This window comes from Tropicimonas sp. IMCC34011, from assembly GCF_003390865.1.
Taxonomy (GTDB): Bacteria; Pseudomonadota; Alphaproteobacteria; order Rhodobacterales; family Rhodobacteraceae; genus Tropicimonas_B.
In genome coordinates, this window is the sequence record NZ_QMEJ01000006.1 from 55,430 (window position 1) to 74,992 (window position 19,563).

The 19,563-nt window shown below is 67.5% G+C and carries 20 protein-coding genes, 1 tRNA gene and 1 pseudogene; 11 read left to right on the top strand and 11 right to left on the bottom strand.

The window, feature by feature from the left end; all coding sequences use genetic code 11:
* The first annotated feature begins 130 nt into the window (after positions 1-130).
* Positions 131-601 carry an Lrp/AsnC family transcriptional regulator gene (locus tag DQG15_RS16855; protein ID WP_116087350.1) on the top strand — a complete coding sequence of 157 codons (471 nt, stop codon included), beginning with the start codon at positions 131-133 and terminating at the stop codon, positions 599-601.
* On the opposite strand, the gene DQG15_RS16860 is transcribed toward DQG15_RS16855, so the two are convergent.
* The 4 genes from DQG15_RS16860 to DQG15_RS16875 form a co-directional block, all read right to left on the bottom strand.
* Positions 598-1,767 carry a cytochrome P450 gene (locus tag DQG15_RS16860; RefSeq protein WP_116087351.1) on the bottom strand — a complete coding sequence of 390 codons (1,170 nt, stop codon included), beginning with the start codon at positions 1,765-1,767 and terminating at the stop codon, positions 598-600. The two genes, DQG15_RS16855 and DQG15_RS16860, sit on opposite strands and share 4 nt — an antisense overlap.
* Before the next feature lie 90 nt (positions 1,768-1,857).
* Entirely contained in the window at positions 1,858-2,607 is a 750-nt protein-coding gene (tpiA, locus tag DQG15_RS16865) for a triose-phosphate isomerase (protein ID WP_116087352.1), read from the bottom strand.
* Positions 2,608-2,708: 101 nt separating this feature from the next.
* Positions 2,709-3,413 (bottom strand): metal-dependent hydrolase, encoded by a 705-nt coding sequence (locus tag DQG15_RS16870; protein ID WP_232830907.1) that lies wholly within the window; start codon positions 3,411-3,413, stop codon positions 2,709-2,711.
* 83 nt (positions 3,414-3,496) lie between these two features.
* The gene (locus DQG15_RS16875; RefSeq protein ID WP_116087703.1) at positions 3,497-4,228 is read right to left on the bottom strand and encodes a sugar transferase; all 732 of its coding nucleotides are present in this window, start codon (positions 4,226-4,228) and stop codon (positions 3,497-3,499) included.
* Positions 4,229-4,450: 222 nt separating this feature from the next.
* On the opposite strand from DQG15_RS16875, the gene DQG15_RS16880 reads away from it, so the two are divergent.
* Positions 4,451-4,699, top strand: a complete 249-nt coding sequence (locus DQG15_RS16880; protein ID WP_116087353.1) for an SIP domain-containing protein — start codon at positions 4,451-4,453, stop codon at positions 4,697-4,699.
* 35 nt (positions 4,700-4,734) lie between these two features.
* Here the strand turns inward: DQG15_RS16880 and DQG15_RS16885 are convergent, their stop codons facing one another.
* From DQG15_RS16885 to DQG15_RS16895, 3 genes are all read right to left on the bottom strand, one after another.
* A complete protein-coding gene (locus tag DQG15_RS16885) occupies positions 4,735-5,361 on the bottom strand; it encodes a glutathione S-transferase family protein (RefSeq protein WP_116087354.1) in 627 nt (208 codons plus the stop codon).
* A gap of 177 nt (positions 5,362-5,538) precedes the next feature.
* Entirely contained in the window at positions 5,539-6,693 is a 1,155-nt protein-coding gene (locus tag DQG15_RS16890; RefSeq protein ID WP_116087355.1) for a CaiB/BaiF CoA-transferase family protein, read from the bottom strand.
* Positions 6,694-6,696: 3 nt separating this feature from the next.
* Positions 6,697-7,896, bottom strand: a complete 1,200-nt coding sequence (locus DQG15_RS16895; RefSeq protein ID WP_116087356.1) for an acyl-CoA dehydrogenase — start codon at positions 7,894-7,896, stop codon at positions 6,697-6,699.
* A 251-nt stretch (positions 7,897-8,147) separates the two neighbouring features.
* On the opposite strand from DQG15_RS16895, the gene coaBC reads away from it, so the two are divergent.
* The 6 genes from coaBC (at position 8,148) to DQG15_RS16925 (ending at position 13,802) form a co-directional block, all read left to right on the top strand.
* Complete coding sequence (gene coaBC, locus DQG15_RS16900; RefSeq protein ID WP_116087357.1) at positions 8,148-9,365, top strand: bifunctional phosphopantothenoylcysteine decarboxylase/phosphopantothenate--cysteine ligase CoaBC; 1,218 nt, start codon at positions 8,148-8,150, stop codon at positions 9,363-9,365.
* Positions 9,362-9,829, top strand: coding sequence for a dUTP diphosphatase (gene dut, locus DQG15_RS16905; protein WP_116087358.1), 468 nt, complete (start codon positions 9,362-9,364; stop codon positions 9,827-9,829). The genes coaBC and dut overlap by 4 nt, the downstream gene beginning before the upstream one ends.
* The gene (locus DQG15_RS16910) at positions 9,829-10,881 is read left to right on the top strand and encodes a HesA/MoeB/ThiF family protein (protein WP_116087359.1); all 1,053 of its coding nucleotides are present in this window, start codon (positions 9,829-9,831) and stop codon (positions 10,879-10,881) included. Before dut ends, DQG15_RS16910 begins: the two co-directional genes overlap by 1 nt.
* 68 nt (positions 10,882-10,949) lie before the next feature.
* The gene (locus DQG15_RS16915; RefSeq protein ID WP_116087360.1) at positions 10,950-12,974 is read left to right on the top strand and encodes a M3 family metallopeptidase; all 2,025 of its coding nucleotides are present in this window, start codon (positions 10,950-10,952) and stop codon (positions 12,972-12,974) included.
* Positions 12,975-13,042: 68 nt separating this feature from the next.
* Positions 13,043-13,315, top strand: a complete 273-nt coding sequence (locus DQG15_RS16920; protein WP_116087361.1) for a GlsB/YeaQ/YmgE family stress response membrane protein — start codon at positions 13,043-13,045, stop codon at positions 13,313-13,315.
* 79 nt (positions 13,316-13,394) lie between these two features.
* A complete protein-coding gene (locus DQG15_RS16925; RefSeq protein WP_116087362.1) occupies positions 13,395-13,802 on the top strand; it encodes a universal stress protein in 408 nt (135 codons plus the stop codon).
* Positions 13,803-13,921: 119 nt separating this feature from the next.
* Here the strand turns inward: DQG15_RS16925 and DQG15_RS16930 are convergent, their stop codons facing one another.
* The 3 genes from DQG15_RS16930 to DQG15_RS16940 are packed head-to-tail and all read right to left on the bottom strand — an operon-like array spanning position 13,922 to position 16,730.
* A complete protein-coding gene (locus tag DQG15_RS16930) occupies positions 13,922-14,683 on the bottom strand; it encodes an ABC transporter ATP-binding protein (RefSeq protein ID WP_116087363.1) in 762 nt (253 codons plus the stop codon).
* Positions 14,680-15,720 (bottom strand): iron ABC transporter permease, encoded by a 1,041-nt coding sequence (locus DQG15_RS16935; RefSeq protein ID WP_198665184.1) that lies wholly within the window; start codon positions 15,718-15,720, stop codon positions 14,680-14,682. Before DQG15_RS16935 ends, DQG15_RS16930 begins: the two co-directional genes overlap by 4 nt.
* Positions 15,717-16,730, bottom strand: a complete 1,014-nt coding sequence (locus DQG15_RS16940; protein ID WP_116087364.1) for an ABC transporter substrate-binding protein — start codon at positions 16,728-16,730, stop codon at positions 15,717-15,719. The genes DQG15_RS16935 and DQG15_RS16940 overlap by 4 nt, the downstream gene beginning before the upstream one ends.
* 102 nt (positions 16,731-16,832) lie before the next feature.
* On the opposite strand from DQG15_RS16940, the pseudogene DQG15_RS16945 reads away from it, so the two are divergent.
* Together DQG15_RS16945 and DQG15_RS16950 are read left to right on the top strand one after the other, a co-directional pair.
* Positions 16,833-17,197, top strand: a pseudogene (locus DQG15_RS16945) (transposase); the annotation flags it as partial.
* A 264-nt stretch (positions 17,198-17,461) separates the two neighbouring features.
* Positions 17,462-17,551: transfer RNA gene (locus DQG15_RS16950), tRNA-Ser, on the top strand.
* Between the two features lie 289 nt (positions 17,552-17,840).
* Here the strand turns inward: DQG15_RS16950 and DQG15_RS16955 are convergent.
* The gene (locus DQG15_RS16955; protein WP_116087707.1) at positions 17,841-18,263 is read right to left on the bottom strand and encodes a helix-turn-helix domain-containing protein; all 423 of its coding nucleotides are present in this window, start codon (positions 18,261-18,263) and stop codon (positions 17,841-17,843) included.
* A gap of 191 nt (positions 18,264-18,454) precedes the next feature.
* On the opposite strand from DQG15_RS16955, the gene DQG15_RS16960 reads away from it, so the two are divergent.
* Entirely contained in the window at positions 18,455-19,405 is a 951-nt protein-coding gene (locus DQG15_RS16960; protein WP_116087368.1) for a cation diffusion facilitator family transporter, read from the top strand.
* Positions 19,406-19,563 lie beyond the last annotated feature (158 nt).

Consider the following 19,563-nt stretch of genomic DNA (forward strand, 5'->3'; position numbering starts at 1 on the left):
ATTCTGGTCGCTCGGCTCATGATATAGAATTTTGTCCCGCCAACTTGCCAGCGGGGCGGAAAGATAAGAACATCCGTTTTATCAGCCTCTCTGAGAGCGGCGGCTGTTCCAGCAAATGGAGGAATCGCGGATGTCTGTCCGGATCGACGCCACGGATCGGAAAATTCTTGCGGAACTACAGAACGATGCGAGCCAGTCGCTGGACGAGATCGCGAAGAACATAGGCTCGTCCAAGACGCCGGTCTGGAACCGCATCCGCAAGTTGAAGGATGCGGGCGTGATCCGCTTTCAGACGGTGATCCTCGATCCCGAAGCCCTCGGCCTCGAAGCGTGTTTCTTCGTTCTTATCCGCACGTCCGAGCATGACGCGGAGTGGCAGCGCCGCTTTCTCGAAGCGCTTCAGGTCCGGGAGGAGGTGATGGAGGCGCATCGGCTTGCGGGCGATATCGACTACATCCTCAAGGTCCGGGTCGCGAATGCCCGGGCCTACGACCGGTTCTACCAGGCGCTCATCTCGGAAGTCCGCGTGCAGAGCGTGACGGCGCTGCTGTCGATGGAGGAGATCAAGGCGACCACCGCGCTGCCCCTGTCGGAGGATTAACGCTCGACCATCAGCCGCTTCAGTCCGCGGAAGTGGTAGATGGGGGCGATTTCGGGCTCGGCGGCGAGCCGCAGGTCCGGCCAGCGGGCGCAGAGGGTCTCGAAGGCGATCCCGAGCTCCAGCCGGGCCAGTGGCGCTCCGACGCAGAAATGGATGCCCGACCCGAACGCTGCCGTCTGACCGACCACCCGGCGCGGGTCGAAACGCTCGGAACGGTCGAAGACCGCCGGATCGCGGTTCGCCGAAGCGAGGAGCGCCGCCACCTGCGATCCCTTTTCGAGCGTGATGCCGGCGACGTCCACGTCTTCATAGACATGCCGTGTGAAGAGATGCAGCGGCGGATCGTAGCGCAGGACTTCCTCGGCCAGTTGGGCCGGGGCCGTCCGCGCCGCCTCCGCCGCACCATGCTCGAGGATCGCGCGCACGCCGTTGCCGATGGAATGCACGGTCGCTTCGTGACCGGCATTGAGCAGAAGGATGATCGTGGTGACGAGCTCGTCCCCCGTCAGACGCTCGCCTTCCTCCTCCGCCGCGATCAGCCGGTCGATGAGGCTCTCGCCCGGGCTCTTCCGCCGCTCGGCGATGACCTCCCCGAGCCAGCCCGCGAAGTCCCGCGCCGCCGCGTTGGCCGCATCCTCGTCCGCCCGGCTGCGTCCCGCCTGATACATCCCGACCATCGCGTTCGACCAGCGAAGGAGATCGTCCGCCCGCGCCTCCGGAACGCCGAGGAGCCGGGCAATGACGAGAACGGGCAAGGGCTGCGCGAACGCGCTCACGAGGTCGAACGGACCTTCGGGGAAAACGCTTGCGAGCCGCGCCGCGACCTCCCGTATTTCCCCCTCGCGCCCCTTGATCTCCCGGCTGGTGAAGGCCCGCAGGACGAGGCCCCGGAGGCGGGTGTGCCGCGGCGGCTCCAGCTCCAGCATCGAATGCGCCTCGATGGCGTAGAAGTCCGTCAGATGCCCGGGGACCTGCGGCGCCACCGGCGCTTCGCGTCCCATCCGCCTGTCCTTCAGGACTGCCTGCGCCGCCGCCATCGTCGTGGCGACGGGCATGCCGTACTCCTCCCAGAAAACGATTTCGCCGAGCGCGCGGGCACGCTCGTAGAAGGGGTAGGGATCGGCCATGAAGGCCGGATCGGCGGGGGACTGGGAGATGCGCTTCATGAGTGATTTGCTAGCGGGGGCGCGCGCCCTTTCGCAAGCGCCCGCCCCTCATCTTTTTGCTGAACACCCCGGCCGGGTGCAGATCCGGTGTCAGCTTGCGTCGAGGGCCGCGATGATGCCGCCGAAATCGTCCGCCTTGAGGCTCGCGCCGCCGACGAGGGCGCCGTCCACGTTGGACACTCCGAAGATCTCCTCCGCGTTCGCCGGCTTCACGGAGCCGCCGTAGAGCAGGCGCACCGCGTCCGCCGTCTCGGCGCCGAAGCGTTCGGACAGCTCCGCGCGGATCGCGTCGTGCACCTCGGCGATCTGGTCCAGCGTCGGCGTACGGCCGGTGCCGATGGCCCAGACCGGCTCGTAGGCGACGACGAGCGTCTCACCGGTCGCGCCGTCCGGGATCGATCCCTTGAGCTGTGCGGAGATCACGCCGAGGGTCTCGCCCGCATCCCGCTGAGCTTCGGTCTCGCCGACGCAGACGATGGCGACGAGGTCCGCTCCGATCGCGGCCTCCGCCTTGGCGCGCACGGTGTCGTCGGCCTCGCCGTGGTCCGAGCGACGCTCGGAATGACCGAGGATCACGTGGGTCGCCCCGGCATCCTTCAGCATCGCGGCGGAGACGTCGCCGGTATGCGCGCCGGTCTCCGCGGCATGGCAATCCTGGCCGCCGGCCCGGACGGCGCTTCCCTGGAGACGATCCGACAGGCGGTGCAGCAGAGTCGCGGGCGGGCAGATCAGGACGTCGCAGCTCGGAGCGGGGTGCGCCGCAAGCAGCGTGTCCACCTCGCCGAGCGCCTCCGCGGTTCCGTTCATCTTCCAGTTCCCGGCGGCCATCTTCCGTCGCATTCTCGTCCCTCTTCGTTGAAACAGCGGATGCCGAGGGACCTAGCCCGACCGGGCGCCGGCGCAAAGGCCCATGCCGCCCGAGACCGGCGAGACCCCCGCCCTCAGCTCAGCTTGATGCGCTCGCCGCCTTTCGGGGTCAGCACCTCCGGCCCATTCGGCCCGAGCGCGTCGATGAACTTGTCCGGCGTCTGGTCGAGGATCGGGAACGTGCCGAAATGCACCGGCAGCACCTTGCGGAAGTTGAAGTAGCGTTGGCAGGCCAGCGCGGCGACGCGGCCGCCCATGGTGAAGCGGTCGCCGATGGGGACGATGCCGATCTCGGGAGCATGCAGCTCCTCGATCAGGGCCATGTCGCCGAAGATGTCGGTGTCGCCCATGTGGTAGATCGACGGGCCGTTCTTCGGCGTCACGACGAGGCCCATCGGGTTGCCGAGATAGACAGAGCTGTCCTCGCCCACGAGGCCGGAGGAGTGGAAGGCCTGCGTGAACGCCACGGTGAACGCGCCGCAATCGAGCTTGCCGCCGATATTTCCCGGATTGACGTTCTTCGCCCCGATGTAGTTGCAGACCTCGAAGCCCGCGACGAGCTCGGCGCCGGTCGCTTCGATGATCTCCTTGGTATTGCCGATGTGGTCCTGATGGCCGTGGGTCAGCAGGACGTGGGTGCAGCCCTCCATCGCTGCCTCCAGCGTCCCGTCATATTGCGGCGCATCGGTGATGAAGGGGTCGATCAGCACGACGGCTCCGTCGAAATCGAGCCGCACGGCGGATTGTCCGAACCAGGTCAGGTCCACGGGAAGTGTCATCTTGCGCCTCCTGTCAGTGTCGCGTCGTCCTTCCATCTAGAGGCGCCGGAGCAAATGGCGATGCCGTGTCTTGGCCGAGGAGGCTACTGGCCGGTCCGGCGCGCCAGCACCTTCGCCGTCCGGGCTAGGTACAGAAGGTCGAGGCGAAGTGTCGGCCCCGCAGCATAGGCATTGTCGAAGGCCGCGCGGTCGGCGAATGCGGTCTTCCCGCGTCCCTCCACCTGCCACGGTCCGGTGATGCCGGGGCGCAGGTCGAAATAGCCGCGCCCGCCGGCGGCCCGGTAGAGCGGCGCCTGCGCCGGGAGGAACGGGCGGGGGCCGACGAGGCTCATGTCCCCCCGGATCACGTTCCAGATTTGGGGCAGCTCATCGAGGGAGGTCGCTCTCAGGATGCGCCCGACAGGAGTGATCCGGGGATCGCGCGCCAGCTTCTGGAAGCGCGCCCACTCTGCGGCCCGATCGGGATCCGCGGCGAGCATCCGGGCGAGCGCCGCTTCGGCATCGGGGACCATCGTCCGCAATTTCCAGCACCGAAAGGTCCGGCCGCCCCGGCCGATACGGGTCTGCCCGAAGAAACCGGCCCCTCCGTCCGCCCGCACAAGCGCCCAGAGCAGCACGATGAGCGGCGCCACGATCGGCAGCATCAGCAAGGCGAGAGAAAGGTCGAGGGCGCGTTTTCCGAGGGCTGAATAGAGACCTGCGGCCGGAATGCCGTCCGGCCGAGGACAGGCCGAAGGGAGCGCCCTGCCGCGGGAGAGGCCTTGCCCGCCCCCGAGGGCCGGAGCTGCGAAGACATCAAGCGCTGCGTCGTGCATCGTCACGGCAAGTCATCCCCGATGAGAGTGAAACGGTCGCACGGGCCTCGTGCGCCGGGGGCGTTCTGCCACTCAAGTCGTTGCGGCTTGGTTAACCGCCGGGATTTGATTCAAGCTGTTGAGAAAGCGGTGAAATTGCCTGCGGCCCCAGCCTCCGAATCTGGCCGGGCATGCGGTCGGGTGGGAGGTTAAGGGCGCGTTACCGAATCTGAGGTCGAGGTCATGGATGCGGCGGAGGTGCAGACCTTCGAGACGGAGGCCACGCTCGATGCGACGTGGCTCCACACGGCGAAGGGCCTGTCACAGTATCTCGAGGGCCTGACGCTGCCGGAGGGCGAAGGCTTCGCGTTCCTTGCCGCCGAGGCGGGTGTGGTGGCCGAGGCGCGGGCGACCTTCGACCGGCTAGGCCTGCCGTCCGAAAGCTACAAGGCCGCGAATTACTGGCGGAAGGATCCGGCCGCGGCGGAGTAGGCCGCGGCCGCGCCGTCGTCAGGCGCGCGCGCCGATCAGGTCCCCTTCGGCGCGGTGATCTCGTTCACAACCGTCTGTCCGGCGGGGCGGGCGTTCAGGCGCGAGCGCAGCGAGGCGAGGTTCGGCGGCAGGGCGATGCCCATCTCGGCCGCCCAGTTCAGTGTGTAGAAGGCGGCGCCGTCGGCGATGGTCAGGGGCCCGGCGGTGAATTCGGAACCGCCGACGTCGGCGGAGAGGATGCCGAGCGCCTTCGTCACCTGATCGAGGCCGTAGGTTCTCAGCCCTTCGCGCGCCGTCTCGTCCCTGACGAACATCTGGGGCACGCGTGCGAAGGTGAAGGCGCGCATGTGCAGCGTTCCGACGATGTAATCGAGCCGGGCGAGCGTGCGGACCTGCGTCTCGAGATCGGCGGGCCAGAGCGGCCTCTCCGGCGATTGATGAGCGATCCAGTAGGCGATGGCCTGAAACTCGGTCAGCACCGTGTTGCCACCGATGTCGAGAGCCGGAACCTTCCCCTTGGGATTGCGGGCAAGGTAGGCCGGTTCGTGCTGCTCCTTGTCCTTCAGGTTCACCGCCGACGTCTTGTACTGAAGCCCGGCCTCCTCGAGCAGGAAGCGGATGCCGGTGGAGCAACTGCCGGGGGAATGGTGTAGCGTGATCATCTGATGCTCCCAAGGCGCCGGGGCGGCGCTAGGGTACCATCGCGCAGGGCGGCGAACCGTTCCAGCCCCGTCTCGTTTTGGCGATTTGGATGGGGCGGCATTGGCCGTGTTCCACGGTCGCGCGGGGCGCCGATGATCCCTATCGACCGGCGCCCAAGACCGAACTCTTTCGGGTCGTCATTCAACCTCACCGAAGGTGGCATCGTTCATGCCGAGAAGCGGGGCGGCGCGGTCGAGCGTCATCTCGCTGCGCGAGAACCTTATCGGCGTGCGCAGCCCTTCGATCCCTTCGGGCGCGATCCGCAGGCCGCGCGCTTCGATCTGGGGCTCGCCCAGGGCTTCGGCCACACTGTTGATCGGCCCGGCCGGGACGCCTGCCTCCTCCAGTGCCGCGATCAGATCCGCCTTGGAGCGTCTCGCCGTGGCCTCGGCCAGCGCCCCGCAGAGCGCGTCTCGATGCTCGACCCTGAGAGGGTTGGTGGCATAGGCCGGATCGTTACTCAGCCCGCCCAGCTCCAGCACGCGGCAGAGCGCGGCGAACTGGCGGTCATTGCCGCAAGCGATGATCAGGTGCCCGTCGGATGAGGGAAACACCTGATAGGGCACGATGTTCGGGTGGGCGTTTCCGAGCCGTTTCGGAAGAAGGCCGCCGAGGAGGAAATTCGTGGCCTGGTTGGCAAGAACGCCCACGCCGCAATCCAGCAAGGAGAGGTCCACATGCTGGCCGAGCCCCGAACGGTCCCGGTCGGCCAGTGCGGCCTGGATCCCGATCACGCCGTACAGGCCGGTCAGGATGTCGATCCATGCGACGCCGACCTTCTGCGGCTCGCCGTCCGGGTCCCCCGTCAGGTCCATGATGCCGCACATGCCCTGGATCAGGAAATCGTACCCTGGTTGCCCGGCGCGCGGACCGTCCTGACCGAAGCCCGTCACGGAGGCGTAGACGAGGCGTGGATTGAGCTTTGACACGCTCTCGTAGTCCAGCCCGAACTTCGCAAGGCCGCCAACCTTGAAGTTCTCGATGAGAACGTCGGCCTCCGCGATCAGATCGCGCAGCCGGGCCAGATCGCCCGGGTTCGCGAAATCGCAGGTCACCGACCGCTTGCCGCGATTGGCGGCGTGGAAATAGGCCGCGACCCGGGCCGTGCCGCCACCCGGCAGGGGGCGTTCGACGAAGGGCGGACCCCAGCGACGCGTATCGTCACCTTCGGGCGCCTCGACCTTGATGACCTCGGCGCCGAGATCGGCCAGCGTCTGCCCGATCCACGGACCGGCCAGGATGCGGGCCAGCTCGACGACCTTGAGACCCTTGAGGGGCGCGCCACCGGCCATGGCTCAGGCGAAGGCCTGAAGACCGGTGATCGCGCGCCCGAGGATCAGGGCGTGCACGTCATGCGTGCCCTCGTAGGTGTTGACCGTCTCGAGGTTCTGCGCGTGGCGCATCACGTGATACCCGATCTGGATTCCGTTGCCGCCATGCATGTCCCGGGCGTTGCGCGCGATGTCGAGCGCCTTGCCGCAATTGTTGCGCTTGATGAGCGAGATCATCTCGGGCGCGAACCGTCCCTCATCGAGCAGTCGGCCGACCCGCAAGCAGGCCTGAAGACCAAGTGCGATCTCCGTTTCCATGTCGGCGAGCTTCTTCTGGTAGAGCTGCGTGGCGGCGAGGGGACGGTCGAACTGCTTGCGGTCGAGCCCGTACTGGCGCGAGCGATGCAGGCAGTCCTCCGCCGCGCCCATGACGCCCCAGGAGATGCCGTAGCGCGCGCGGTTGAGGCAGCCGAACGGGCCGCCCATCCCCTGAACGCCGGGCAGTAGCGCGTCCTCGCCGACCTCGACGTTGTCCATGACGATTTCGCCGGTGATCGAGGCACGCAGGCTGAGTTTGCCGCCGATCTTTGGCGCGCTCAGCCCTTTCATTCCCTTCTCGAGGATGAACCCGCGAACCTTGCCGTCATGCGCCTCCGACTTGGCCCAGACGACGAACACGTCGGCGATGGGGCTGTTGGAGATCCACATCTTCGAGCCGTTCAGCACATAGCCGCCCTCGGTCCTGATCGCGCGGGTTTTCATCCCCGCCGGATCGGACCCGGCGTCCGGCTCGGTCAGGCCGAAGCAGCCGATGTATTCGCCGGTCGCGAGCTTGGGCAGGTACTTCTGTTTTTGCTCCTCCGAGCCGTAGGCGTGGATCGGGAACATCACCAGTGAGCTTTGCACCGACATCATCGAGCGGTAGCCACTGTCGACGCGTTCGACGGCGCGCGCCACCAGCCCGTAGGACACGTAGGACGCGCCGACGCCGCCGTACTCCTCCGGCACGGTCACGCCGAGCAAACCGAGGGCGCCCATCTCGCGGAAGATCTCGGGGTCGGTGTGTTCGCTCAGGTAGGCCTCTTCCACGCGGGAAAGCAGACGGTCCTGCGCGAACTGATGTGCGGTCTCCGAGATCATGCGCTCTTCGTCGGTGAACTGATCGTCGAGCAGGAACGGGTCTTCCCAGTTGAACCGGGTCCCCTTGTGGGATGTTGCCGACATTGCGCGTCTCCTCCGGGCCGCCGAAGCGGAACATCTGACTTTCAGACAAGACTATGCATCCGAAACCGCGCGAAAAAGCGGTATTCCCGCATTGTGCCCGCCGGACGTCACGCCAGTCGGCAACATGCGGCCGCGAGCGCGGCGAGCCGCTCGCGCCCGGGCATCGTGGCCCGCCTTGCGAGCGGGCGCGGGGGAGCCTACTTTCCGCGGCGCTGGGGCAGGGGTGCCCCGTTCAATCCCCGGAGGCGGACATGCTCGAGGGCAAGCGGATCCTTCTGATCATCGGCGGCGGCATCGCGGCCTTCAAGGCGCTCGATCTGATCCGGCGATTGAGGGATCGCGGGGCTCGCGTGGTCCCCGTCCTCACATCCGCGGCGGAGGAGTTCGTGACGCCGCTTTCCGTTTCCGCGCTGGCCGCCGAGGCGGTGTATCGCGACCTCTTCGATCTGACGAACGAGGCGGAGATGGGTCATATCGAGCTGTCGCGTTCGGCCGATCTCATCGTGGTCGCGCCCGGAACGGCGAACCTGATGGCGAAGATGGCAGGGGGGCACGCGGACGACCTGGCCACGACGCTCCTTCTGGCGACGGATACCCGAGTGCTCTTCGCACCGGCGATGAACGTGCGGATGTGGGATCATCCCGCGACGCGCCGCAACCGGGCGCAGCTCGAGGCGGATGGAATCCTCTTCGTGGGGCCGGACGAGGGGCCGATGGCCTGCGGCGAGTTCGGCGAGGGGCGCCTGTCCGAGGTGCCGCGGATCGTCGAAGCCGTCGAGGCGGCGCTGGACGCGGCGACTTCCGGAGCCGCCTTGCTGAAGGGGCGGCACGTGATCGTCACCTCGGGGCCGACGCACGAGCCCATCGACCCGGTGCGCTACATCGCCAACCGCTCCTCCGGCGCGCAGGGCAGCGCGGTGGGAAAGGCGCTTGCAGAGGCCGGCGCACGGGTGACCTTCGTGACGGGGCCCGCGGACGTCGCGCCGCCGCCGGGCGTCGAGGTGGTGCGGGTGCGCACGGCGCTGGAGATGGAAGCGGCGGTCATGGCCGCGCTGCCGGCGGATGCCGCCGTCATGGCTGCTGCGGTGGCGGACTGGCGTGTCAGGGCGCCGGCGACGGGCAAGATGAAGAAGACGGCGGGGCAGGGCGCGCCGGCGCTCGACTTCGTCGAGAACCCGGACATCCTCGCCGGCCTCTCGCGCCACGCGGAGCGTCCGCCTCTGGTGGTCGGCTTCGCCGCGGAAACGGAAACCGTGGTCGAGCATGCGACCGCGAAGCGCGCGCGCAAGGGGTGTGACTGGATCGTGGCGAACGACGTCTCCGAGGCAGGCGGTGCGATGGGGGGGCTCGACAACGAGGTGACCCTGATCACGGGCAGCGGCGCCGAGGCATGGCCGCGCATGAGCAAGGACGCGGTGGCCCGGCGGCTGGCCGAACGGATCGCCGAAGCTCTGGAGGGCACATCATGACCGTTTCCGTGAAACTCGTGCGGGAGGCTGGCGCCGATCCCGACATTCCCCTTCCGGCCTATGCCACACCGGGCTCCGCGGGCGCCGATATCCGCGCCAATCTTGCGCGGGAGGATCGGTCCGCGGGCCTCGTCCTGCCGCCGATGGGGCGCATCCTCGTGCCGACCGGGCTGAGGGCGGAGATCCCGGAGGGCTACGAGATGCAGGTGCGGCCCCGCTCCGGCCTCTCCACGAAGCACGGCGTGACCCTACCGAACACGCCCGGCACGGTGGACAGCGATTATCGCGGACCGATCCTCGTGCCGCTGATCAATCTCGGCGACGCGCCTTTCACCGTCGAGCACGGGGCCCGCATCGCGCAGATCGTCATCGCGCCGGTGGTGCAGGCGGTCTTCGAGGTGACGGACACCCTCGGCGAGACGAGCCGAGGGCAGGGCGGCTTCGGCTCGACCGGGCAGGGCTGATGCTCGTCGTTTTCGCCCTCGCCGCCGCGATCTGGGTCATTGGCGGCCGGGCGGGTCTGCCGAAAGGCACGCGCTGGCTGCTCCTGGCGCTGCTCTACGGCGCGGTCCTCGTCGCGCAGGTCGCCCTGCCTGACGGCAATCCGCTGAGGGCCGCGACGGGGGGCGAGCCGGCGTTCTGGCTCTTCCTCGGCGGCGTCGGGCTGGCCGTCTGGGGGTATACGCGGCTCCTGGCGGCACTGAAAAGATGCGTGGCACCGAGGACGGACGAGGCGCCCGCGGCGTCCGGTCCCTTCTCCCAGGCGGAGCTGTCCCGGTATGCCCGCCATATCACGCTTCGGGAGATTGGCGGGCCGGGGCAGCGCGCGCTCAAGGACGCGAAGGTTCTGGTGATCGGAGCGGGCGGGCTTGGGTCGCCCGCGCTTCTCTATCTCGCAGGGGCGGGGATCGGGACCATCGGGGTGATCGACGGCGACGCGGTCGAGGGGACGAACCTGCAGCGTCAGGTCATCCACAGGGACGCCGACATCGGCCGGTCCAAGGCGCATTCCGCACGGGATGCGATGCTGGCTCTCAACCCGTTCATCGAGGTCCGGGCGTATCATCGCCGCTTCGAGGAGAGCATCGCCGGTGAGCTGGTCGCCGAATACGATATCGTCCTCGACGGCACCGACAATTTCGAGACCCGCTACCTTGCCAACAGCGCCGCCGTCGCGGCCAGACGGCCGCTGATCTCGGGCGCGCTCAGCCAGTGGGAGGGGCAGGTCTCCATTTTCGATCCCGCGGGGGGCGGCCCTTGCTACCGGTGCGTGTTCCCCGAGGCGCCGGCGCCGGGGCTCGCGCCGTCCTGCGCCGAGGCAGGCGTGGCCGGCCCCCTGCCGGGCGTCGTCGGCTCGATGATGGCGGTCGAAGCGGTCAAACTTATCGCGAAGATCGGCGCCCCGCTCCGCGGCGAGATGCTGATCTACGATGCGCTCTGGGGCGAGACGCGCAAGATCGGCCTCAAGCGGCGCGCCGATTGCCCGACATGCGGATCGGGAGCAGTCGCGAGCTAGGAGGCCCGGCGCTGCCGATTGCACCTGAGCACCGCGACCCCTAGCTCTGGTGCAAAGGAGATTGCCCCATGACCAATCCGCTGCTCGCCCCGCGAAACACGCCGTTCACGCTGCCCGACTTTCCCGCCATCGCGGACGACCAGTTCGCCCCCGCGTTCGAGGAGGCGCTGGAAGAGGCGCGCTCGGAAATCGAGCGGATCGCGACCAATCCCGAGGCCCCCGATTTCGCCAACACCATCGAGGCGCTCGAGCGGCAGGGCAAATCGCTCCATGACGTGCTCTCGGTCTTCTATTTCCTCGCCTCGGTGGACTCGAACGACACGCGGCAGGCGCTGCAGAGGGAGTTCGGGCCGAAGCTCGCCTCCTACCGCACCGACATCGTCCAGAATCCCGCGCTCTTCGAGCGGATCGAGGCGGTCTGGCAGGCGAGGAGCGATCTGGGCCTGGACGATCAGGAGGCCCGGCTTCTCTATCTCACCCGGCGCTCCTTCGTGCGGGCCGGCGCAGCGCTCGAGGGAGAGGCGCGGGAGCGGATGCGGGCGATCGGGCAACGGATGTCCGAGCTCTCGACCGCTTTCGGGCAGAACCTCCTCGCCGACGAGCGGGACTGGCGCATGCCGCTCAGCGAGGCGCAGGTCGAGGGGCTGCCCGACTTCCTCGCCGATGCCGTTCGTGAGGCTGGCGGAGAGGAGGGGCCGGCTGTGACGCTGTCCCGCTCCGTCATCGTGCCGTTCCTGCAATCCTGCCCGGACCGCGCGCTGCGCCGCCGGGCCTGGGAGGCGTGGACGGGCCGGGGCGCCGGCGGCGGCGAGACCGACAACCGCGCCATCGCCGCCGAGACGCTGGCCCTTCGCCATGAGCGCGCGCAGCTCCTGGGGTACGAGGATTACGCGTCATGGCAGCTCGAAACCGAGATGGCGAAGACGCCGGACGCCGTGCGCGGCCTTCTGATGGAGGTCTGGGCGCCGGCCAAGGCAGCGGCGGACGCCGATGCCGAACGGCTCGAGACGCTCCTCCACGCCGACGGAGAGACGGGGCCGCTGGAGCCCTGGGATTGGCGCTACTATTCCGAGAAGCTCCGCCGGTCCGAGCACGATCTCGACGAAGGGGAGGTGAAACCGTATTTCCAGCTTTCACGCATGACCGAGGCGGCTTTCGATTGCGCCAATCGCCTCTTCGGGCTGGAATTCCGCGAGATCGACGTTCCGCTCCACACTCCCGACGCGCTCGCCTGGGAGGTCACGCGTGACGGGCGGCACATGGGCGTCCTGATCGGCGATTACTTCGCCCGGCCCGGCAAGCGCTCGGGTGCATGGTGCACCACCCTACGCAATCAGGAGACGTTGTCCGGCGAGATCCGGCCCCATGTGCTCAACGTCTGCAACTTCGCCAAGCCCTCGAAGGGCAAGCCCGCGCTTTTGTCCTTCGACGACGCGCGAACGCTCTTCCACGAATTCGGTCACGCCCTGCACCAGCTCTTGAGCGACGTGCGCTACGCGTCGATGTCCGGCACCTCCGTGCCGCGGGATTTCGTCGAGTTGCCGAGCCAGCTCTACGAGCACTGGCTGGAAGTGCCCGAGGTGCTGACCCGGCACGCCCTCCATGCCGAGACGGGGGAAGCGATGCCGCAGGCTCTTCTCGACAAGGTGCTCGCGGCCGCGACCTTCGATACCGGCTTCCAGACCGTGGAATACATCGCCTCCGCCCTCGTCGATCTCGATTTTCACGAGGGACGGCCGCCCGCGGATCCGATGCAACGTCAGGCCGAGGTCCTCGAGGAGCTGGGCATGCCGAGGGCCATCGCGATGCGGCACGCCACGCCGCATTTCGCCCATGTCTTCGCCGGCGGCTACGCCAGCAGCTACTACAGCTACATGTGGTCCGAGGTGATGGACGCGGACGCCTTCGCGGCCTTCTCCGAGGCGGGGGATCCCTTCGATGCGGGGGTGGCGGCGCGGCTGGAGGAGATGGTCCTCTCCGCCGGCGGACGGCAGGAACCGGACGAGCTCTACACCGCGTTCCGGGGCCGCCTGCCGGGACCGGAGGCGCTCCTGCATGGAAGGGGACTCGCCCCCACCCCGCCGGCCGCGTAAGCTCCGCCTCGATGCCCGGCGCCTCCGCCCCGCGCCGGGCCCCCCTTCAACGGAGTGAACGTTCAGCCATGGAAACCTTCTTCGACGCGCTCGGTGCGGTCGGCCTCATCTTTCTCGTCATCGTGGGCCTGATCGCGGGCTACATCGCGTCACTCATCGCGGGCGGCCGGAACCGCATCTTCTACCTGATCGCGGGTGTCGTCGGCGCCGTTGCGGTGCCGTTCATCCTCACCGCCCTCGGCGTCATCGCGCTGGGCGCGCTGGGCCTGATCCTGCTGCTCATCGTCGGGGCCATCGGCGCGGCCGTGATCCTCGCCATCGTGGCCGCGATCAGGCGCTGACGCTTTTCGCGCCAGCCTGATCCAGATCAAGGCGTCCTCCGGCCCGGTCGGTCATCGTCCGGGCCAGGAGGTAACGCTCATGTACCAGAACATTCTCATTCCCGTCGCGCCCGACCAGGGCGACGTTGCGCACGAATCCCTCGCCGTCGCCCGCGAACTTGCCGGCGAAGGCGCGAAGATCACCGCAGTCTCGGTGGTGGAGCAGGTGCCGCTCTATATGTCCGCCGACGTGCCGGCCGGGCTGATCGACCAGACCCGCGCCGATATCGCCGCCTCCCTCGAAGAGGTGCTGAAGGATGCGCCCGACGTGAGCCGTCTCGTGGTCTCCGGCCACGCGCCGTCGACCATCGTGCAGATGGCCAGGGACAATGCCTACGACCTGATCGTCATCCGCTCGCACCGTCCGGGCCTGCAGGATTTCTTCCTCGGCTCCACCGCCGCCCGCGTCGTCCGCCATGCCGGAACCTGCGTTCACGTGATCCGGTAAGCCCGCGTGCGGCCAGAGGAGGGGGCGGGCCGAGACTTGCCCGTTCCCTGCGATTTCCTGCGGAGCCATCCCTCGCGGCGGCCTGTGAGATGCTTCGTCTTCCGCGGGCGAAGGGCGGTCTACGGCATGAACCGGATATGCATGTCGGCGCCTGCCGCCGTTCGTGTGACGTCTGCCGTCACCTTGAAGACGCTTTTCAGAAGGGTTTCGGTCAGCACATCTTCCGGCGTCCCCGAGGCAAAGACCGACCCCGATTGCAGGACCACGATCTTGTCGCAGAACATCGCGGCGAGGTTCAGGTCGTGCAGCGCGACGACGCTCGTTTGGTCGAGGTCGCGGACCATGCGCAGGATCTCGATCTGGTGATGGATGTCGAGGTGGTTCGTCGGCTCGTCGAGGAACATGACCTGCGGCGTCTGCGCGAGCGCGCGGGCGATATGCACCCTCTGGCGCTCTCCGCCCGACAATGTCTGCCATGACTGCTGCCTGCGGCCCCACATGTCCACGCGCTCAAGGGCTTTCACGACTGCGGATTCGTCCCGGGCGGACCACCCGGCCAGGGCCGAGCGATGTGGGGTTCGGCCGAGCCGCACCACGTCGAGGACGGTGACACTGGTCTCGGTGGCGGCGCTCTGCTGCACGAAAGCCACCTCGCGGGAGAGAGCCTTTCGGGGCACCTGCGCGATGTCCCGGCCGTTGATCGTCACAGTTCCGGCGCCCGGGCGTTTCAGCCCGGCCAGCAGGCGCAGGAGCGACGATTTGCCCGAGCCGTTGGGCCCGACCAGCCCCAGCGTCTCTCCCCGTTCCACCGAGATCGAGATGCCCGAGACGATCGTCCTGCGCCTGACGCCCCAGGTCAGGTTCTCGGCAAGAATGCTCATGCCTGCGGCCTCGCCCGATAGAGGATGACGGCGAAGAAGGGCACGCCCACCAGCGCGGTCACGACACCGATCGGGATCGTCTGCTGCGACACGATCACCCGCGACACGATATCTGCAGTCACCATGAACACCGCCCCCACGATGGCGCTCGCCGGCAAGAGGCGCATGTGCATCGGCCCGACGACATAGCGCGCGGCATGGGGCACCACGAGGCCGACGAAACCGACCGCGCCGATCATGCTGACGATTGCCGCGGTCATCATTGCCGTCACCGCGAAAAGGACGATGCGGATACGGCCCACGGGCACGCCGAGGGCCGCCGCGTCCTCATCGCCGAATGTGAAGGCGTCGAGCGCGCGCCCGAGGTACATGCAAACGGCAAGCCCCAGTGGCACGATGATGAGCAGCAGCTGGAAATCGGGCCAGCGCACGCCACCGAAGCTGCCGAGCAGCCAGAACATGACGTTGCGAACCTGTTCGGCATTTCCCGAGGTCGTGACGATGTAGGAGGTCAGCGAGCTGAAAAGCTGTGATGCGGCGACACCGGCCAGGATCGTGTGGCTGGGGCCAGTGGTGGCGCCGTTCGACAGGAGGGCAACGACGCCAAAGGCCGCGAAGGCGCCGGCGAAGGCGCCGAAGGAGAGGGCGTTGCTGCCCGCTCCGATCCCGAGGACGATCACGCAGACCGCCCCGGTGGACGCCCCGGCCGAGACGCCCAGCACGAACGGTTCCGCCAGCGCGTTGCGCAACAGGGCTTGCAGGATCGTGCCGCTGAGCGCGAGGCCTGCACCGGCGAGGGCCGCAACGAGCGCCCGGCTGAGCCGCAGATCCCAGACAACGCTCTGCTCGATCGGTGAGAGCTCGGCGCCGGTCAGGCCCAGCTCGTTCGTGATCGACAGGACGACCGTCCCGAGCCCGATCGTGTAGTCCCCGATCGCGGTCGCCGTTGCGATGGCGACGGCGAGAGCAACCAAGGAGCCGACCATCAAGAGCGGCAACCGGACCCCTTGGCTGGTGCTTGCGACGCTGGACATCATTGCGGCAGGTCGAGGTCCTCAAGCTGCTCCGCAACTTGCTCGGCGCCATAGAGGGTCTGGATGCTCCCATTCATGGCTGCGCCGGGCATCGTGACGATGCGTCCGGTCTGCACGGCCTCCATCTGGCTGACGATCGGGTCGGATTCCAGGAACTCGATCTTGTTCTCGGCGTCGTCCAGATTCCATCGTTCACGATCCACCTGGGCTGCCACGATGACGGTGGGCTCGGTCGCCATGATCCCTTCCCACCCGAGCGAGGGCCATTCGGCCTCGGTTTCGAGCGCGTTGGCGCCGCCGAGGACGTCCGCGATGTAACCCGACGGGCCGTTTCCGCCGGCAAGATAGGCGTCGTCCTCCGGTGACGGGCTCGAGAACCAGAACAGGAAGGTGAGATCGTCGCGATCCTCGTATTCCTCCCGCAGAGCGGCCTCGCGGGCCTTGAGGTCCTCGATCAGCGCGTCGCCGCGGTCGGCCACATCGAAGATCCGCGCAAGGTCCTCAATCTCCTGGTACACCAGGTCCATGGACCACAGCTCGTCGCGGGCCCCGTAGATGTCGCTCGAAATCTCCGTCACCGAACACGCGCTCGGTGACAGGTAGGTCGGAATATCCAGCCGCTGGAAGTCAGACCGTTGGGCCACCTTGCTGTCCGGGCCCATGAGGGTGACGAGCATCGCCGGGACGAAGTCAGGCTGCCTGGACAGGACCGCTTCCAGCGTCGGAAATTCGACGGTCAGCGTTTCGACCTTCGCGTTGGCGTCTTCGACTACCGGCAGGACGTCGTTCGGCCAGAAGGCCGTCGCGGCCATCCGGTCCTCGAGCCCGAGCAGATACATGATCTCGGCTGTGTTCTGACCCAGTGCCACGGCGTTCTGCGGCGCGTTCTGAAAGGTCACGGTCTCGCCGCAGTTCTCGATCTCGAGAGGGTAGGACGTGGGCTCCGCCAGCGCCGCCGGGCCCGCGAGCCCCACGGCGAGGCTGCCGACACCCAGAAGAATACCGCTTTTCATGATCTGTCTCCGGCTACCGAAACGCTGTTCGGGACGCGCTTACAGAGGCGGCATCACCAGTTCAATGCAAAATAGTCAGGTATTCTCGTGGTAGGCGGCCATCCCCCGAACCTGCCGATCGACAGGACCGGCATCCGTTTCCGCAGTGATGGCGAAGGGCTGGCCCGCAAGCATGGTGGGGCGCGCAGGCGAGAGTGGCGCAAGGTTCACCTGGCGATGGACACCACGAGGGGTGATATTCGTGCAGTCGACGTCACCTCCAGCTCATCCGGATCCGGCGGAATGACCTCGCTTGGACGCCCGATGGCCCCGCCGCGATCTCGCGCACTGAGCTATGCGAGCGACCCGATGGCGAACGGATCATGGCACGCGATCCGGACCGCCAAACCGCCGAAGTCCAGATCCGCATTGCCATCATGAATCCCTGCTCGGCCCTCGGAAGAGCCGAAACCGAAGTCGTCGCCTGAAGTCGACAGGGAAAGGAACAGCTCAACCTCAGCGCCGAGTAGCGCAACGAGCTCACGCTTGACCGCCACCGCGATGTCGCGCGACCCAGCCAACGGCCCGAACCGCGAACCCGCAGGAGGGAATTGACCAAATCTTTCCCAACTTAGATGCTGCCCGGTGCCTTTTGTCGCCATTTCAACGGCTTGAGGACCTTGAGGACGCCGCAAAGAGAATTCCGAATTTCGCCTTGTAGATCCTACGCTTGGCGGGATATACGCGTCGGCGGAGATGTGGCCGAGTGGTCGAAGGCGCTCCCCTGCTAAGGGAGTAGGCCCGGAAGGGTCTCGAGGGTTCGAATCCCTTCGTCTCCGCCATATTTCACTTTACAGCACACGGCCGCGTCCCTTGTTCCTAAGGCTTGACGGAAGCTGCGCCGCTGCGAAGGCCTATCCGGCGAAGGTCCGCATTGAACCGAAAGTGCCCGCGGTCGGCTAGGCAGAGGGTCGTCAGTCGCTGCGGTCGGGCAGGGGGCTGGACGGCCGGAAAGAGCGTGGACGACGGTGGTTCTTGGCTGGCTCGCGCATGGCCGCAAGTCCGTCCTGAGCCCTGAATTGCCGGACGCTGCGGAACGTCAGAATGGACGCCTCGGCAAGCAGTGCCGTCTCAGTGCTCGCCCTTGCAAGCTTGATGATCCGCCAGGGCGTGCAGCACTTGGCAGGGTTGGCCATCGGAATGACCGTCGCAGGCATTCACAACGCGGACCAGTTCCGCCTCCAGCCGACGCAACCGCTCGATCCGATTACGGACTTCGGCAATCCGATCCGTCGCGATGCGGTGCGCGTCGCCATGAGCACCATGGGGCGTTTCCTGCAACGCGATCAGTTCGGCTATCGCGTCGAGGTCGAAGCCGAGCTGCCGGGCATGAGCGATGAAGGACAAGCGGTCCAGCTCGTCATCGCCGTAGCGGCGTTGCCCTCCGCCCGTGCGGCCGGGATCGGGCAGGAGACCACGCGCCTCATAGTAGCGGATCGTGGTGACCTTCACGCCCGTGTGCTTTGAAAGCGCGCCTATGGAATGGCCCTGCATCGCGATCACCCCTTGAACCTACAGCCGCTGTAGATTGTATCCACCATGCGGACCCGACGAATCAAGAGTGCCGCCATGCCCGACCGATACCTCCGCCGCACCAAACTGCTGGATGCCGATGCCCACCCCATGCCCGGTGGCCGCCTCGCCGCGCTCCCGGCAGATGCGGATCAACGGGCGGGAGCGCACTGATGGGGGCGGGACACGATCATGCGCATGGCCACGGACACGGCCATGCCGGCCATTCGCACGGCCCGAGCCTTTCGACGAGCGACACGCCGAAGGCGCGCCGGTCGAAGGAACGCGCGATCCTCATCGCCGCGGGCCTGACCGGCTGCTTCATGGGGGCGGAAGTCATCGGCGGGCTCATCTCCGGGTCGCTCGCGCTCCTCGCCGATGCGGGCCACATGCTGACCGACTTCGCCTCGCTGCTCCTTGCCTGGTTCGCCTTCCGGCTGGCGCGGCGGCCGGCGGACTGGAAGCGAACCTATGGCTTCGACCGCTTCTCGGTGCTGGCTGCCTTCGTGAACGGGCTGACGCTCTTTGCCGTCTCGGGGTGGATCCTCTTCGAGGCCGTTCAGCGCATGCTCGATCCGCACGAGGTGCTGGGCGGGCTGATGCTCTGGGTCGCCGTGGGGGGGCTCGTGGTGAACGTGCTGTGCTTCTTAGTGCTCAGCCGCACCGAGGGCGACAACCTGAACGTCCGCGCCGCAGCGCTGCACGTGATGGGCGACCTCCTGGGCTCGGTCGCTGCGATCGCGGCCTCGCTGATCATCATATGGACAGGCTGGACGCCGATCGACCCGATCCTGTCGGTACTGGTCGCCCTCCTCATCCTGCGCTCGGCCTGGAGCGTGGTGCGGGAGAGCGGACACATCCTGCTCGAAGGCGCGCCCGCCGGATTTGACGCCCGCGCTATCGCGGCCGATCTGGAAGCCACGTTGCCCGGGGTGGCACGCGCCCATCACGTTCATGCCTGGTCGATCACGCAGGAGCGTCCCATGGCGACGCTGGAGGTCGACCTCGCGCCCGGCGCGGTGGCGGACGATGTGCGCCGCGCCGTGAAGGGCCGCGTGCGCGAGACGACCGGGATGAAGCATGTGACCGTCGAGGTGGCGGCAGGCGTGCCGCCCGACGTGTGAAATGCCCGAGGCAGGACCGGGCTCGTGATCGCGACGACATCTGTAAGGTCCCGAGCGGCCTGACCACGGCAGCGGAAGGGATCGAGGCGCTGCGCATCTAGGGCGGCGATGCTCATGGTCGGGAGCGTGGGCCGGCCGCAAAAGCGATCCGGCCCCTC

What these genes read in the sequence shown, in the direction of transcription:
- coaBC (WP_116087357.1), top strand. Translation starts at nt 8,148, where the DNA reads ATGCTCGAGGGCAAGCGGATCCTTCTGATCATCGGCGGCGGCATCGCG.
- DQG15_RS16915 (WP_116087360.1), top strand. Translation starts at nt 10,950, where the DNA reads ATGACCAATCCGCTGCTCGCCCCGCGAAACACGCCGTTCACGCTGCCC.
- DQG15_RS16940 (WP_116087364.1), bottom strand. Translation starts at nt 16,730, where the DNA reads ATGAAAAGCGGTATTCTTCTGGGTGTCGGCAGCCTCGCCGTGGGGCTC.
- DQG15_RS16925 (WP_116087362.1), top strand. Translation starts at nt 13,395, where the DNA reads ATGTACCAGAACATTCTCATTCCCGTCGCGCCCGACCAGGGCGACGTT.
- tpiA (WP_116087352.1), bottom strand. Translation starts at nt 2,607, where the DNA reads ATGCGACGGAAGATGGCCGCCGGGAACTGGAAGATGAACGGAACCGCG.
- DQG15_RS16910 (WP_116087359.1), top strand. Translation starts at nt 9,829, where the DNA reads ATGCTCGTCGTTTTCGCCCTCGCCGCCGCGATCTGGGTCATTGGCGGC.
- DQG15_RS16870 (WP_232830907.1), bottom strand. Translation starts at nt 3,413, where the DNA reads ATGACACTTCCCGTGGACCTGACCTGGTTCGGACAATCCGCCGTGCGG.
- DQG15_RS16955 (WP_116087707.1), bottom strand. Translation starts at nt 18,263, where the DNA reads ATGCAGGGCCATTCCATAGGCGCGCTTTCAAAGCACACGGGCGTGAAG.
- DQG15_RS16875 (WP_116087703.1), bottom strand. Translation starts at nt 4,228, where the DNA reads ATGCACGACGCAGCGCTTGATGTCTTCGCAGCTCCGGCCCTCGGGGGC.
- DQG15_RS16855 (WP_116087350.1), top strand. Translation starts at nt 131, where the DNA reads ATGTCTGTCCGGATCGACGCCACGGATCGGAAAATTCTTGCGGAACTA.
- DQG15_RS16890 (WP_116087355.1), bottom strand. Translation starts at nt 6,693, where the DNA reads ATGGCCGGTGGCGCGCCCCTCAAGGGTCTCAAGGTCGTCGAGCTGGCC.
- dut (WP_116087358.1), top strand. Translation starts at nt 9,362, where the DNA reads ATGACCGTTTCCGTGAAACTCGTGCGGGAGGCTGGCGCCGATCCCGAC.
- DQG15_RS16935 (WP_198665184.1), bottom strand. Translation starts at nt 15,720, where the DNA reads ATGATGTCCAGCGTCGCAAGCACCAGCCAAGGGGTCCGGTTGCCGCTC.
- DQG15_RS16960 (WP_116087368.1), top strand. Translation starts at nt 18,455, where the DNA reads ATGGGGGCGGGACACGATCATGCGCATGGCCACGGACACGGCCATGCC.
- DQG15_RS16920 (WP_116087361.1), top strand. Translation starts at nt 13,043, where the DNA reads ATGGAAACCTTCTTCGACGCGCTCGGTGCGGTCGGCCTCATCTTTCTC.
- DQG15_RS16860 (WP_116087351.1), bottom strand. Translation starts at nt 1,767, where the DNA reads ATGAAGCGCATCTCCCAGTCCCCCGCCGATCCGGCCTTCATGGCCGAT.
- DQG15_RS16880 (WP_116087353.1), top strand. Translation starts at nt 4,451, where the DNA reads ATGGATGCGGCGGAGGTGCAGACCTTCGAGACGGAGGCCACGCTCGAT.
- DQG15_RS16885 (WP_116087354.1), bottom strand. Translation starts at nt 5,361, where the DNA reads ATGATCACGCTACACCATTCCCCCGGCAGTTGCTCCACCGGCATCCGC.
- DQG15_RS16930 (WP_116087363.1), bottom strand. Translation starts at nt 14,683, where the DNA reads ATGAGCATTCTTGCCGAGAACCTGACCTGGGGCGTCAGGCGCAGGACG.
- DQG15_RS16895 (WP_116087356.1), bottom strand. Translation starts at nt 7,896, where the DNA reads ATGTCGGCAACATCCCACAAGGGGACCCGGTTCAACTGGGAAGACCCG.